This is a genomic window from Ruegeria sp. L12 (assembly GCF_056531745.1).
Genome location: NZ_JBQFMH010000004.1, coordinates 256,794 through 269,795, shown reverse-complemented (window position 1 = coordinate 269,795; position 13,002 = coordinate 256,794). Strand labels below are relative to the sequence as shown.

Annotated in this window: 15 protein-coding genes and 1 riboswitch; of the genes, 11 read left to right on the top strand and 4 right to left on the bottom strand. The window is 60.7% G+C overall.

What is annotated here, in order from left to right; translation table 11 throughout:
* Positions 1-7 precede the first annotated feature (7 nt).
* Positions 8-619, bottom strand: a complete 612-nt coding sequence (locus ACR0K9_RS09040; protein WP_480822452.1) for an FMN-binding negative transcriptional regulator — start codon at positions 617-619, stop codon at positions 8-10.
* A 54-nt stretch (positions 620-673) separates the two neighbouring features.
* Positions 674-874, top strand: a riboswitch (FMN riboswitch).
* 73 nt (positions 875-947) lie between these two features.
* Here ACR0K9_RS09040 and ACR0K9_RS09035 point away from each other — a divergent pair.
* From ACR0K9_RS09035 to cobO, 5 genes are all read left to right on the top strand, one after another.
* Positions 948-1,388, top strand: coding sequence for a 6,7-dimethyl-8-ribityllumazine synthase (locus ACR0K9_RS09035; protein ID WP_480822450.1), 441 nt, complete (start codon positions 948-950; stop codon positions 1,386-1,388).
* A 144-nt stretch (positions 1,389-1,532) separates the two neighbouring features.
* On the top strand, positions 1,533-2,633 hold the full coding sequence (aroC, locus tag ACR0K9_RS09030) for a chorismate synthase (RefSeq protein WP_480822448.1): 1,101 nt from the start codon (positions 1,533-1,535) through the stop codon (positions 2,631-2,633).
* Positions 2,617-3,279, top strand: coding sequence for an HD domain-containing protein (locus ACR0K9_RS09025; RefSeq protein ID WP_480822446.1), 663 nt, complete (start codon positions 2,617-2,619; stop codon positions 3,277-3,279). The genes aroC and ACR0K9_RS09025 overlap by 17 nt, the downstream gene beginning before the upstream one ends.
* 53 nt (positions 3,280-3,332) lie before the next feature.
* Complete coding sequence (locus ACR0K9_RS09020) at positions 3,333-4,268, top strand: DMT family transporter (protein ID WP_480822444.1); 936 nt, start codon at positions 3,333-3,335, stop codon at positions 4,266-4,268.
* A 57-nt stretch (positions 4,269-4,325) separates the two neighbouring features.
* A complete protein-coding gene (gene cobO, locus ACR0K9_RS09015; RefSeq protein WP_480822442.1) occupies positions 4,326-4,925 on the top strand; it encodes a cob(I)yrinic acid a,c-diamide adenosyltransferase in 600 nt (199 codons plus the stop codon).
* A 119-nt stretch (positions 4,926-5,044) separates the two neighbouring features.
* Here the strand turns inward: cobO and ACR0K9_RS09010 are convergent, their stop codons facing one another.
* From ACR0K9_RS09010 to ACR0K9_RS09000, 3 genes are all read right to left on the bottom strand, one after another.
* Positions 5,045-5,410, bottom strand: coding sequence for an SPW repeat domain-containing protein (locus ACR0K9_RS09010; RefSeq protein WP_480822440.1), 366 nt, complete (start codon positions 5,408-5,410; stop codon positions 5,045-5,047).
* A 111-nt stretch (positions 5,411-5,521) separates the two neighbouring features.
* Positions 5,522-6,472 carry an AraC family transcriptional regulator gene (locus tag ACR0K9_RS09005; RefSeq protein ID WP_480822438.1) on the bottom strand — a complete coding sequence of 317 codons (951 nt, stop codon included), beginning with the start codon at positions 6,470-6,472 and terminating at the stop codon, positions 5,522-5,524.
* 115 nt (positions 6,473-6,587) lie between these two features.
* Positions 6,588-7,454 carry a branched-chain amino acid aminotransferase gene (locus ACR0K9_RS09000; RefSeq protein ID WP_480533655.1) on the bottom strand — a complete coding sequence of 289 codons (867 nt, stop codon included), beginning with the start codon at positions 7,452-7,454 and terminating at the stop codon, positions 6,588-6,590.
* A 157-nt stretch (positions 7,455-7,611) separates the two neighbouring features.
* Here ACR0K9_RS09000 and ACR0K9_RS08995 point away from each other — a divergent pair, with 157 nt between their 5' ends.
* The 6 genes from ACR0K9_RS08995 (at position 7,612) to dxs (ending at position 12,867) form a co-directional block, all read left to right on the top strand.
* Positions 7,612-8,124 carry a MarR family winged helix-turn-helix transcriptional regulator gene (locus ACR0K9_RS08995; protein ID WP_480533657.1) on the top strand — a complete coding sequence of 171 codons (513 nt, stop codon included), beginning with the start codon at positions 7,612-7,614 and terminating at the stop codon, positions 8,122-8,124.
* Complete coding sequence (locus tag ACR0K9_RS08990; protein WP_480533658.1) at positions 8,121-8,822, top strand: response regulator; 702 nt, start codon at positions 8,121-8,123, stop codon at positions 8,820-8,822. The genes ACR0K9_RS08995 and ACR0K9_RS08990 overlap by 4 nt, the downstream gene beginning before the upstream one ends.
* Positions 8,823-8,889: 67 nt before the next feature.
* Positions 8,890-9,816 carry a histone deacetylase family protein gene (locus tag ACR0K9_RS08985; RefSeq protein WP_480822437.1) on the top strand — a complete coding sequence of 309 codons (927 nt, stop codon included), beginning with the start codon at positions 8,890-8,892 and terminating at the stop codon, positions 9,814-9,816.
* Entirely contained in the window at positions 9,813-10,055 is a 243-nt protein-coding gene (locus tag ACR0K9_RS08980) for an exodeoxyribonuclease VII small subunit (RefSeq protein WP_170484940.1), read from the top strand. Before ACR0K9_RS08985 ends, ACR0K9_RS08980 begins: the two co-directional genes overlap by 4 nt.
* The gene (locus tag ACR0K9_RS08975; protein ID WP_480822436.1) at positions 10,056-10,922 is read left to right on the top strand and encodes a polyprenyl synthetase family protein; all 867 of its coding nucleotides are present in this window, start codon (positions 10,056-10,058) and stop codon (positions 10,920-10,922) included. It begins immediately after the preceding gene.
* A 16-nt stretch (positions 10,923-10,938) separates the two neighbouring features.
* Positions 10,939-12,867 carry a 1-deoxy-D-xylulose-5-phosphate synthase gene (gene dxs, locus ACR0K9_RS08970; RefSeq protein ID WP_480822435.1) on the top strand — a complete coding sequence of 643 codons (1,929 nt, stop codon included), beginning with the start codon at positions 10,939-10,941 and terminating at the stop codon, positions 12,865-12,867.
* The last annotated feature ends 135 nt before the right edge of the window (positions 12,868-13,002 follow it).

The window sequence follows — 13,002 nt, the reverse complement described above, 5'->3', positions numbered from 1 at the left end:
GCGCTGGCTACGCCTTGTGCATCAAGGCGGCCAGCTGCCCGGTTTCGCTGCCGAACCCGTCCGTCACGTGACCAGCGGCGGCGGCCCGCACGGCCTCGACTTTGTTCTGACCCAGCTTCCAGGTGCCCTGAAGATCGTCCACCTGCATCCGGCAGGGCACAATCATCCGCAACATCTTGGCCAAAGCTTCCGTGGACATCTTATCGGTGACCCATGGGGGCTTGGGCAACAGGCGCCGCTCATAGAATGCCGACTGGCGCTGCAGCAAATCCAACAGATCGTCCTGCGGGCACAGTTCCAGAACCCCGCTTAGATGAACGGCCACGTAATTCCATGTCGGTACCTGATCTTCGACGCCATACCAATCTGGCGAGATGTACCCATCCGGTCCCTGCACCGCGATCTTCGCTTGCTGCGGGTCACGCAGCGCCCGCACGATGGGATTCGAACGCACCAGATGCAGCTCGGCCACAGTTCCGTCTTCGGACAACAGAAACGGCACATGGCTCAGTAACGGAGCACCGTCGGCAGACACCGCCAGAACGCCAAAAGCCCGATCCCGGGCGAATTCGATATGGCGCGAACGATCTTCGGCGCGAAACATGGGATTGGGGTGCATAACGATCCTCCTGTCAATCCTCTTGCAGAGGCAGATGCTTCTTGGCAAGGTCCGCCTCGTTCTCAGGGCGGGGTGGAATTCCCCACCGGCGGTATGCGGGCATCGACCCGTAAGCCCGCGAGCGGCCCCGCAGTGTCCACGATCCGAAAAGTGGGAACCGGTTTTCGGACAAATTGTGGAACCACCAAAGGGTGACAAGCAGATCTGGTGAGAAGCCAGAGCCGACGGTTACAGTCCGGATGAAAGAGAACGCGCAGACGCGCCGGTGATGCGGCGCGATTGCTCGTGATCGCCTTGGGTGACGTGTCTGTAAACTCAGGAGATCACTATGACACACACCCGCTTTGCTTTTATCAAGGCCAACTGGCATTCCGATATCGTCGAGCACGCACTTGAGGGGTTTCTACAACTCATCCCTGCCGAGCAGGTCGATGTCTTCGACGCCCCCGGCGCGTTCGAGATGCCGCTTCTGGCCCGCGATCTGGCCCAATCCGGCCAATACGCCGCCATCGCCTGCGCCGCCTTTGTCGTTGATGGTGGCATCTATCGCCACGATTTCGTCGCTCAGGCCGTGGTCGACGGCCTGATGCGCGCCGGGCTGGACAGCGGCGTTCCGGTCCTGTCGGTCTCACTGACCCCACATCAGTATCAGGAAACCGACCACCACAACGCCATCTACCGAGTGCATTTCGTCAAAAAAGGCCGCGAGGCCGCGCAAGCCGCGCTTTCGATCACCAAAACCCGCCAGTCCCTGAAGGCCGGACTCTGATCCGCTTCATCTGGCCAAAAATATCTCCGGGGTGAATTGAGCCATAGGCTCAAGAGGGGGCTGGCCCCCTCCCCCGCTTCACCGAAATCCGCTTGAGGCCGAGCCCCGCGCCCGCTAATCACGATCCGCAAAGGAGCACGCCCCATGTCGATGAACAGCTTTGGACACCTCTTCCGCGTCACCACCTGGGGTGAAAGCCACGGTCCCGCCTTGGGCGCGACCGTTGATGGCTGCCCGCCGGGAGTTGAAATCAACGAAAGCATGATCCAGCACTGGCTCGACAAACGGAAACCGGGGCAGAACAAGTTTACCACCCAGCGGCGCGAACCCGATCAGGTAAAAATCCTGTCCGGCGTGTTCGAAGGCCAGACCACCGGTACGCCCGTCCAACTGATGATCGAAAACACCGATCAGCGTTCCAAAGACTACGGCAATATCATGGACAAGTTCCGCCCGGGCCATGCCGATATCACCTATTGGCAGAAATACGGCATCCGCGATTATCGCGGCGGCGGGCGCAGTTCGGCCCGTGAAACCGCGTCGCGTGTTGCTGCCGGAGGGCTAGCGCGGGAAGCAATCAAACAAATCGCGCCGAATGTGCAGATCACCGGCTACATGACCCAGATCGGCCCGCACAAGATCGACCGCAGCAATTTCGACTGGTCTCAGATCGAACAGAACCCGTTCTGGACGCCCGACGCGCAGGCGGCGCAGGACTGGGCCGCCTATCTGGACGAACTGCGCAAATCCGGCAACTCGGTCGGCGCAGTGGTCGAGGTTGTCGCGCGCGGCGTTCCCGCCGGGCTGGGCGCCCCGGTTTATGCCAAGTTAGACACTGATCTGGCCGCCGCGATGATGTCGATCAACGCCGTCAAAGGTGTCGAGATTGGCGAAGGCATGGCCGCCGCCGAGCTGACCGGCGAGGCCAACGCGGATGAGATTTTCATGGGCCAGAACGGCCCGCAATACAGTTCGAACCACGCGGGCGGCATACTGGGCGGCATCTCGACCGGGCAGGATGTCGTGGTGCGGTTTGCGGTCAAGCCGACCTCGTCGATCCTGACCACGCGCAAAACCATCACCAAATCCGGCGAAGAGACCGAGATTATCACCAAAGGCCGACACGACCCCTGCGTCGGCATCCGCGCCGTCCCCGTGGGCGAGGCGATGATGGCCTGTATGATCCTCGATCACCTGTTGCTGCACCGTGGTCAGATCGGCGAGAATCGTGGACATATCGGCTGATCTGCGCACCCGGCTGCGCCGCACCGTCGCGCAGCGGATGCAGACCGACCCGGCGCATGATCTGGCCCATCTGGATCGCGTCTGGGTGAACGCGCAGGCCATGGCGGATGAACAGACCGACAGATCGGTGCTGCTGGCGGCCTGCTATCTGCACGATCTGGTCAACCTGCCCAAAAATTCACCCGACCGGCACCTCGCTTCGCGCCGATCGGCTGAAAATTCAGAGCCTATTCTGGCGGAATTGGGCTTTTCCCCTGCCCGGATCAACGTCACGCAACATGCCATTGCGGCACATAGTTATTCGGCCAACATCCCGCCTGTAACGCCCGAAGCCCGGATTCTGCGCGACGCTGATCGGTTGGATGCGCTTGGGGCTATCGGCATTGCGCGCACATTCTCGGTGTCCGGCGCATTGGGTCGGGTTCTTTACGATCCGGCTGATCCGTTTGCCAACACGCGGCCTCTGGACGATCTGCGATTTTCGCTGGATCACTGGAAGGTCAAACTGCTGAACCTGCCGGATGAGATGCTGACTGACACGGGCCGCCAGATCGCGCGGCACCGCACCGACCGCATGATCCGGTTTCTGGAAGAATTCGGGGATGAAATCGGCCACCCGCTGCCCGATCACTGGAAATCGACCTGATTGGTACAATCCCGGCGTTGATCTTTTGTCGCCAAAAGCGCAGGGTCCGGCCAATGGCAAAATCGTTAACATCGCATCGACCCATGCTGGCCGTGGGTCTCAAACTGGCTGCGCTGATGCTGTTCACCTCGATGTCGGCACTGGTCAAAGCCCTGTCCGAGGATTTCCCGCCGGGTGAACTGGTGTTCTTCCGCTCGCTCTTTGCCATTCCGGTCATTATCGCGTGGCTGATCTGGCGCGGAGAGCTGGCGCAGGGATTCATAGTCAAGAAACCCATGGGACATTTCTGGCGCGGCGTTTTGGGCACCAGCGCTATGGGTCTGACCTTTACCGGCCTCAGCCTGCTGCCCCTGCCCGAGGTCACGGCTATCGGTTATGCCACCCCGATCTTTACTCTGATTCTGGCCGCCTTGATGCTGGGTGAACGTATCCGAATGATCCGCATCGGCGCGGTGGCACTGGGGCTTCTGGGCGTTCTGATCATGATCTGGCCCCGGCTCGGTAGCACTCAGATGGAGCTGGCAGCAACCATCGGCGCATTGTGCGTCCTGACCGCAACGGTCGCCCGCGCCTTTGTCCAGATCCACATCCGGCAACTGGTCAAGGTCGATCACCCGGCCGCCATCGTGTTCTATTTCTCGATGACCGCAACCTTATTGTCGGCTTTGACCGTGTTCTGGGGATGGAAGATGCCGACGCTGAATCAGGCTCTGATACTGGTCACAATCGGACTAATCGGCGGGGTCGCGCAGATTCTGGTCACATCGTCCTATCGCTTTGGACAGGCCTCAATGCTGGCGCCCTATGATTATGCGACCATGCTGTTTGCGATTGTCATTGGCTATGTCTGGTTCGACGAACTGCCCACGGTGGCGATCCTCGCCGGTGCCGCGCTGGTCATCGCAGGCAATATCGTGGTCGTCTGGCGCGAGCACCAACTGGGGCTGGAGCGGGGCAAGGCCCGCGCGCTGACCGATCACAAACCGTGACTTTACCTTTCGCAAACTTCGCTTAGGTTACCCGCGACAATCACAAAGGGTTCCCCGATGAGCGACGCGCAGGATCACAAGGAAAAGATGCAGAAGGTGCAGGCCGAGCACCGCAAGAAAGTGTCCGAGGCGACCGATCCCGGGCGCGGTCTGGTGCTGATCAACACCGGCAAGGGCAAGGGCAAATCCTCGGCCGCGTTCGGGGTGGTTATCCGCGCGCTGGGATGGGGCCAGAAGGTTGCCGTAGTGCAGTTCATCAAGGGCAAGTGGAAAACCGGCGAGCGACGCTTTTTCGAAGATCGCGATCTGGTCACCTGGCACACGATGGGCGAAGGCTTTACCTGGGACACACAGGACCGCGAGCGTGACATCGCCGCCGCCAACGCCGCCTTCAACAAGGCCTGCGCGCTGATGGCCAGCGGTGAGTATGATCTGGTGGTGCTGGACGAGATCAATATCGCCCTGCGTTATGAATACCTGTCGGTGGATCAGGTGATTGCGGGGCTGAAGGCACGGTCAGACAAGACAAGCGTGTTCCTGACCGGGCGCGACGCACCGCAGGCACTGCGCGATTATGCCGATCTGGTCACCGAAATGACTGTGGAAAAACATCCGTTTCAGGCTGGCATCAAAGCTCAGCGCGGTGTGGATTTCTGATACTGACGTTTTCGTTCGACCCGCGGGTCACTTGACCAGTGCTGATGAAAAACAGAGCCTAACAATGGACAAGCCGCGCAGAGCTGCGCGGCTTGTCGATCAGCGGATGCCGGATGTGATCAGGCGGTGGCGATCTGCTCAGGCGCGCTGAGCGAGATCACGACCACAACGGCCGCACCATTCAGCCAGTAGAACAGCGCATCGATACCGGTAAATCCCAGCAGGCTGGGTGCCAGCAGGAAAGTGATGCCGACGATCAGGTCCACGGCCAGATGGAACTTGTAGGGCAACACCCGCCAGATACCAAGATGATGGTCGGTCAGCACCGTCAGCACAAAAGCAGCGACACCGGTCACCACGGATAACCAAAGCGCCAGCGGATTGGACTGACCCAATCCCAGAACAAAGGGCAGCACCATCAGCGCGATGGCAACCGGATAGTCGAGATACGCATGAACAGTGCGGGTAACGAAACGCAGGGACATCTGAACTTCCTTTCCTCAATCAGTGATGAGGTAAGAATAGGTGCGCCCATGCGAACGTAGCATTCCAGATCGTTTGCGAGATATTGCAGATCGTTCAGAACCGACGATGGATCAGTGCATGGCCCGATAGGCCGCAGGTGACACGCCGACCTGCTTCTTGAACACGCGCGAAAACGCTGCCTCCGAGGCATAGCCGACCTCGGCCGCCGCGTCGGCCACGTTCCAGCGGCTTTCCGTCAGGCCGTGGCAGGCGATCTGCATCCGCCAGTCGGTCAGATATTGCATGGGCGTGGTGCCCATCTTCTCGGCGAAGAGCTGGGCAAAGGCGGTCCGCGACATCGCCGCCTCGCGTGCCAGCGTCGCAACGCTCCAGTCCTGAGCCGGAGACTGATGGAACGCTGTCAGCGCGCGCGAGATGCGCGGGTCGGCAAACCCGGCCAGCGCCGCGTCATCGGGGCTTTGATGTTCCAGATAGGCGCGGATGGCCTGCGCAAACAGAACCTCGGACAGTTTCAGGGCGATCAGGTCGCCACCGATCCGCGCGCCCGAGACCTCCGAGCCGATCATGCGCAACGTCGCCTCGATCCACGAACCCGCCTCTTCCCCGTAATTCTGGATCAGGATGTAAGGCGGCAGCCGGTCAATCAGCATATGCCCGGTGCCATTACGCCCGGCAGGGCCGGTGAACGAGAAATGGCCGCAGATCAACTGCGTATCCCGTTCCTCATCCGCGCCGCCATAGACCAGAACACCGTCGCCTTTGTAACCGGAAATCTGCAACACCTGCTCCAAAGGCAGCGCATCAAATGGCCGGACCTCGTTACACAACAAGGCATGCGGCGCGCCATGCGGAATCAGGATCAGGTCACCCTGCTTGAGGCGCAGTGTTTCGCCGGATGCGGGGACATGAACCTTCAACTCACCGCGTTGGACGAAATGAAACCGCGCGACGTTTTCGAAGCCCGGCACCTGAACGCCGAAGGGTGGCGTGAAAGACGTGCGGAAATAGAATGTACCGCGCAAGGACAGGCGGGTGAGAATATCGCTGAGAAGGTCCAACATGGATCATAAATATCGGCTTGGTCAGCCAAGTCCACGACGTGGGACGATCTGCACGAAAATTTGCACGCCCTGCAACAAAAACCCCCGCCGAAGCGAGGGTTCCAGATGTTTCCGATTACGAGCGGACCAGTTTTTCGTAATCCTCGGCAATCTCGCGGGTCAGGTCGCCGACCTCAAAGGTGTAGTCTCCGATCTGCCCGACCGGGGTGACCTCGGCGGCGGTGCCGGTCAGCCAGCACTGCTCAAAATCAGCCATTTCCTCGGGCTTGATGCGGCGCTCGTGGACGGTGATGCCCTTGTCTTTCAGCATCTGGATCACGGTCTGGCGGGTGATACCGTTCAGGAAGCAATCGGCCAGCGGGGTATGGACCTCACCATCCTTGACGAAGAACACATTGGCGCCCGTCGCCTCGGCCACATAACCGCGGTAATCCATGAACAGCGCGTCCGAACAGCCTTTGGCCTCGGCCTTGTGCTTGGAGATGGTGCAGATCATATAAAGACCCGCGGCCTTGGCATGAACCGGAATGGTCTCAGGGCTGGGACGTTTCCATTCGGCGATGTCCAGCTTGGCGCCCTGCATCTTGGCGTCACCGTAATAGGCCCCCCACGGCCACACGGCGACGGCCATGCGCACCGGGTTCTTGGCCGACGCGACGCCCATATCCTCACCCGAGCCGCGCCAGACCAACGCGCGGATGTAAGCGTCCTGCAGGCCGCTGGCTTTCAACGCCTCTTGCTTGGCGGCCTCGATCTGGTCCAGCGTATAGGGGATCGGCATGTCCAGCGCCTCGGCCGAGGCGATCAAGCGTTCGGAATGTTCCCGGCTTTTGAAGATCTTGCCGTTATAAGCGCGCTCACCCTCGAACACCGAGGACGCATAATGCATCGCGTGTGACAGGATGTGCACATTGGCCTCGCGCCAATCCACCAGTTTGCCATCCATCCAGATGACACCGTCACGATCATCATACCCCGCCATGCGAACCTCCTGAACCGGGTCAAATTTCCAAATATTGCGCTGATTAAGTCCGTATCGGACATATTGTTGCGCAAAAACTGCGATTCGATACCTGTGCACTCTTGGAATGTCAATAAGGCTGACATAAACTGAGGCCGTATTGTGCATGAGGCCCGTTATGTCCGAAATCCGCCCCGCCCCGATCTTTGGCGGAGAAAGCCTGTTATTTCTGACGGATGAGCAGTTACGGCAGGGTATTGAGGCGATGTTCTTTGCCTATCGCGGCTTTACCGCCGATCCCGATCGCATTCTGTCCGACATGGCCTATGGCCGCGCGCATCACCGGGCGATTCACTTCATCAATCGCGCGCCGGGCACCACCGTGAACAATCTGCTGGGCATCCTGGGTGTGACGAAACAGTCTCTGAACCGGGTCCTGCGCACCCTGATCGAAGACGGATTGGTCGAAAGCCGCGTGGGAAAGGTGGATAAACGCGAACGCCACCTATTTCTGACTGACAAAGGCAAGGCGCTGGAGGCCACTTTGTCCGATGCACAGCGGGCACGGATGCGGGCGGCATTCAAGGACGCAGGCCCCGAAGCGGTGGCCGGTTTTCGTAAAGTGCTTGAAGCGATGATGGATGCTGATATGCGTCGTGCATATACGAAACTGCGGGATACGACTTCATGAGCGATATGGACGCCCATCTTCTGATCGTCGACGATGACGAGCGCATTCGCGATCTGCTCAAGAAATTTCTGATGCGCAGCGGGTTCCTGGTGACTGCGGCACGGGATGCGGCGCATGCACGGCGGGTGTTGTCGGGGCTGGATTTCGACCTGATCGTGATGGACGTGATGATGCCGGGCGAGGATGGCGTCAGCCTGACCAAAGCGCTGCGGGACACCCATACGACCCCCATATTGTTGCTGACCGCGAAAGGTGAGACCGAACATCGCATCGCGGGTCTTGAGGCAGGCGCCGATGACTATCTCGCCAAGCCGTTCGAGCCGAAAGAGCTGCTGCTGCGGATCAACGCGATCCTGCGGCGGATGCCGGAAACTCCAGCGCAGGAGGCGGCGACGAAGATTTTGACCCTCGGCCCGATTCGTTACGACATTGAACGGGGCGAGATGTGGCAGGGGGACGATCCGGTACGTCTGACCGCGACCGAGAGCCAGTTGATGAAGATCTTCTCGGCCCAGCCGGGCGAGCCGATCAGCCGCGCCAAGCTGGTCGAGGATCTTGGCCGTGACAAGGGGCAAGCGCAAGAACGTGCGGTGGACGTACAGATCACCCGCCTGCGCCGCAAAATAGAACAAGACCCGAAACAGCCTCGGTATCTGCAGACCGTGCGAGGGGCCGGGTATATGCTGGCGCCGGATTAAAGCACCGCTGCGCGGCAATTTCATGCCTTCGGCGAGGATATTTTGGCCAGATGAACAGGGGACCCCGATGACCACAGCCCTTTTGACCCATGCCGATTGCCTGGGCCATGTGACGCCGGACGGGCATCCCGAGCGGGTGGCGCGGCTGGAACATATTCTGCACGCTCTGGAGGGGCTGGAGCTGAAGCGGGTAACCGCGCCATTGGCGGCAGATGACGATCTGTTGCGGGTACATCCCGAAAGCCATATTCGCGAGATACAATCCACACGGCCTGCCGAGGGTTTCGCGCAGATAGATGGCGACACATTCATGTCTCCGGGTTCGGTCGATGCGGCCTATCGCGCGGCGGGCGCGGCAGTGCGGGCGGTTGATCTGGTGCTGGGCGGCGAGGCCTCGAACGCGTTCTGCGCTATTCGCCCGCCGGGGCACCATGCGGAACGCGAGACCGCGATGGGGTTCTGCCTGATCGGCAACGCTGCGCTGGCGGCGAAACATGCGCTTGATCATCACGGGCTGAACCGTGTGGCGGTGGTGGATTTCGATGTGCACCACGGCAATGGCACGCAGGATTTGCTGTGGGATGAGGCCCGTGCGCTGGTGATCACCAGTCAGCAGATGCCGCTGTGGCCGGGATCAGGCCGCCCGGATGAAACCGGTGCGTATGAGACGGTTCTGAACATGCCGCTCGCCCCCGGGTCCGGCGGGGCCGAGATGCGCGCGGCATATGAGGCACAGGCCTTTCCGCGTCTGCGCGCATTCAGGCCCGAACTGATCATCATTTCCGCCGGGTTCGATGCCCATCAGGATGATCCTTTGGCCAATCTGAACTGGTCTACGGGTGATTTCGCATGGATCACAGCGGAACTGTGCAGGATCGCCGATGAGGTTTGCGAGGGCCGTATCGTCTCGACTCTGGAAGGCGGGTATGATCTGAACGCACTGGCCGCGGCGACACGCGCCCATGTGGAAGAACTGATGAAGGCAGCCAAATGACCGATACCCCAGTTGAGCAGATGACGTTCGAACAGGCGATGAAAGAGCTTGAGGCCGTGGTGGGCCAGCTGGAACGTGGCGATGTGGCGCTGGATCAGTCCATTGCACTGTATGAGCGCGGGGCGGCCTTGAAAAAGCGCTGCGAGGATGAGTTGAAGCGCGCCGAGGAGAAGGTGGCCGCGATCACTCTGGACGCCAGCGGTCAGCCGACCGGGACGACGCCTGTCGAAGGTCAGTAAATGTTTCACGAACAACTGGCGCAGGATGCGGCGCGGATTCAGGATCAGTTCGATGTGATTCTGGGCGCGCTGGACGATCTGGACGTGACCCGGGCGATGGCCTATGCCACCGAGGGCGGCAAGCGGTTGCGCGGATTTCTGGTACTGGAAAGCGCCCGGCTCCATAGCATCGACGCAAGCTGTGCAATCTGGCCCGCAACCGGGATCGAAGCGCTGCACGCCTATTCGCTGGTGCATGACGATCTGCCCTGCATGGATGACGACGATCTGCGACGCGGGCGGCCTACGGTGCATGTGAAATGGAATGAGGGCATCGCCGTGTTGGCCGGAGATGCGCTGCAGACTCTGGCTTTTGAGTTGTGCGCGCGGCCCGAGGTTGGAAATGCCAAAATCCGTGCGGATTTGACCCTAACATTGGCCAAGGCAAGTGGCGCGCAGGGGATGGTTCTGGGGCAGGCGCTGGATATTGCGGCCGAAACGGCGGCTGCGCCGTTGACGCTGGATGAAATCACCCGGCTGCAAGCGGGCAAGACCGGTGCCTTGATCGAATGGTCAGCCTGTGCGGGGGCACGGATGGCGCAGACCGATCCGGCACCCTTGCGCCAATATGCCCAAGCCCTTGGCCTTGCTTTTCAAATCGCCGATGACATTTTGGATGTTGAGGGTGATGCCGAAAAGGCCGGAAAGCGGCTGCAGAAAGATGCCGAGGCGGGCAAGGCGACCTTTGTCTCGCTTCTGGGTCTTGAGGCGGCCAAATCCCGCGCGGCCGAGCTGGTGGAAAGTGCCTGCGCCGCGCTGGAAGCGTACGGCGCACCGGCTGAAACCTTGAAGCAGGCCGCCCGCTTCGTTATTGCCCGGGACAGCTAAGCCAGGAACGCGCCAAATGTCTGACCGCCCCAATACGCCCCTGCTGGACCTTGTGAACCGCCCCGCGGACCTGAAGCAGTTCTCGGACGCGCAGCTGCATCAGGTGGCGGCAGAGTTGCGGGCCGAGACGATCTCTGCCGTGTCGGTCACTGGTGGTCATCTGGGCGCGGGTCTGGGCGTGGTCGAACTGACCACGGCGTTGCACGCGGTATTCGACACACCACGGGACAAGATCATCTGGGATGTAGGCCATCAGTGCTATCCACATAAAATCCTGACCGAGCGCCGCGACCGTATCCGCACCCTGCGCCAGAAAGACGGCCTGAGCGGCTTCACCAAGCGCAGCGAAAGCCCCTATGATCCGTTTGGCGCCGCCCATTCCAGTACGTCGATCAGCGCCGCGCTGGGGTTTGCCGTAGCGCGCGATCTGGGCGGCGTGACGTCTGAGGGTCTGGGCGACGCGATTGCGGTGATCGGCGATGGCTCGATGTCCGCCGGCATGGCGTTCGAGGCGATGAACAACGCGGGCCACCTGAAAAAACGCCTTATCGTGATCCTGAACGACAACGAGATGAGTATTGCCCCGCCAGTGGGTGCGCTGTCGTCTTACCTGTCGCGCATCTATGCCGAAGAACCGTTCCACGATCTGAAAGCCGCTGCCAAGGGCGCGGTCTCGCTGTTGCCGGAACCCTTCCGCGAAGGGGCCAAGCGGGCCAAGGAGATGCTGAAAGGCATGGCGGTGGGTGGAACACTGTTCGAGGAACTGGGCTTTTCCTATATCGGCCCGATTGATGGTCACGATATGGACCAGCTGCTGCCGGTTCTGCGCACCGTCAGGGCGCGGGCCACGGGGCCAATCCTGATCCATGTGCTGACCAAAAAAGGCAAGGGCTATGCCCCCGCCGAGCAGGCCCGCGACAAGGGTCATGCCACCGCCAAGTTCGACGTTGTGACAGGCGAGCAGAAAAAGGCGCCCTCCAATGCGCCCTCCTATACCTCGGTCTTCGGCAAGACCCTGGTCGAGGAAGCCGCGCGCGACGATAAGATCGTGGCCGTCACTGCGGCGATGCCCGATGGCACCGGTCTGAACCTGTTTGCAGAGCGCTACCCCTCGCGCTGTTTCGACGTGGCGATTGCGGAACAGCATGGGGTGACTTTTGCCGCAGCGCTGGCGGCGGGCGGGATGAAGCCGTTCTGCGCCATGTATTCCACCTTCCTTCAGCGCGGCTATGATCAGGTGGTGCATGACGTGGCCATTCAGCGCCTGCCGGTGCGTTTCGCCATTGACCGCGCGGGGCTGGTGGGGGCCGATGGCGCGACCCATGCGGGCTCGTTCGATATCGCCTATCTGGCCAATCTACCCGGTATGGTGGTGATGGCCGCCGCCGATGAGGCCGAGCTGATGCATATGGTCGCCACCGCTGCGGCCCATGATGACGGCCCGATCGCCTTCCGCTATCCGCGCGGTGAAGGGGTGGGTGTTGACCTGCCGGAACGGGGCGAAGTGCTGACGATCGGCAAAGGCCGACTGATCCAGAAGGGTGCCCGCGTGGCGCTGCTGTCCTTCGGCACGCGACTGGCCGAAGTGCAAAAGGCGGCCGAGGCGCTGGCCGCGCGCGGCATCACTCCGACCATTGCCGATGCCCGTTTTGCCAAGCCGCTGGACCGGGATCTGATCCTTGATCTGGCCACGAACCACGAGGCGCTGATCACCATCGAAGAAGGCGCCATCGGCGGCTTTGGCAGCCATGTAGCTCAGTTGCTGGCGGATGAGGGCGTGTTTGATGCGGGGCTTAAGTACCGCTCGATGGTTTTGCCCGATATCTTCATCGATCAGGCCAGCCCGGCGGACATGTACGCGGTGGCCGGCATGAACGCCAAACAGATCGAAGCCAAAGTTCTTTCTGTGCTGGGCATCGCCACGATCGGGGAAAAACGCGCCTGAGCATCAGGCGTGTAGGCGCAGCGCGCAAACCGAGGTGAGGCATCAAATACGCCGGAATAGCGCATTCCTCACTCATATTATTCTAATAGCGCCCAAATAATAAACATTTCAGAAATGACATAGGTCAATTTCTTG

Excerpts from the sequence above, each read along its gene's own strand:
- ACR0K9_RS08980 (WP_170484940.1), top strand. The coding sequence starts at position 9,813 with ATGACCGATACCCCAGTTGAGCAGATGACGTTCGAACAGGCGATGAAA.
- ACR0K9_RS09005 (WP_480822438.1), bottom strand. The coding sequence starts at position 6,472 with ATGTTGGACCTTCTCAGCGATATTCTCACCCGCCTGTCCTTGCGCGGT.
- ACR0K9_RS09000 (WP_480533655.1), bottom strand. The coding sequence starts at position 7,454 with ATGGCGGGGTATGATGATCGTGACGGTGTCATCTGGATGGATGGCAAA.
- ACR0K9_RS08975 (WP_480822436.1), top strand. The coding sequence starts at position 10,056 with ATGTTTCACGAACAACTGGCGCAGGATGCGGCGCGGATTCAGGATCAG.
- dxs (WP_480822435.1), top strand. The coding sequence starts at position 10,939 with ATGTCTGACCGCCCCAATACGCCCCTGCTGGACCTTGTGAACCGCCCC.
- ACR0K9_RS08995 (WP_480533657.1), top strand. The coding sequence starts at position 7,612 with ATGTCCGAAATCCGCCCCGCCCCGATCTTTGGCGGAGAAAGCCTGTTA.
- aroC (WP_480822448.1), top strand. The coding sequence starts at position 1,533 with ATGTCGATGAACAGCTTTGGACACCTCTTCCGCGTCACCACCTGGGGT.
- ACR0K9_RS08990 (WP_480533658.1), top strand. The coding sequence starts at position 8,121 with ATGAGCGATATGGACGCCCATCTTCTGATCGTCGACGATGACGAGCGC.
- ACR0K9_RS08985 (WP_480822437.1), top strand. The coding sequence starts at position 8,890 with ATGACCACAGCCCTTTTGACCCATGCCGATTGCCTGGGCCATGTGACG.
- ACR0K9_RS09040 (WP_480822452.1), bottom strand. The coding sequence starts at position 619 with ATGCACCCCAATCCCATGTTTCGCGCCGAAGATCGTTCGCGCCATATC.
- cobO (WP_480822442.1), top strand. The coding sequence starts at position 4,326 with ATGAGCGACGCGCAGGATCACAAGGAAAAGATGCAGAAGGTGCAGGCC.
- ACR0K9_RS09035 (WP_480822450.1), top strand. The coding sequence starts at position 948 with ATGACACACACCCGCTTTGCTTTTATCAAGGCCAACTGGCATTCCGAT.
- ACR0K9_RS09020 (WP_480822444.1), top strand. The coding sequence starts at position 3,333 with ATGGCAAAATCGTTAACATCGCATCGACCCATGCTGGCCGTGGGTCTC.
- ACR0K9_RS09010 (WP_480822440.1), bottom strand. The coding sequence starts at position 5,410 with ATGTCCCTGCGTTTCGTTACCCGCACTGTTCATGCGTATCTCGACTAT.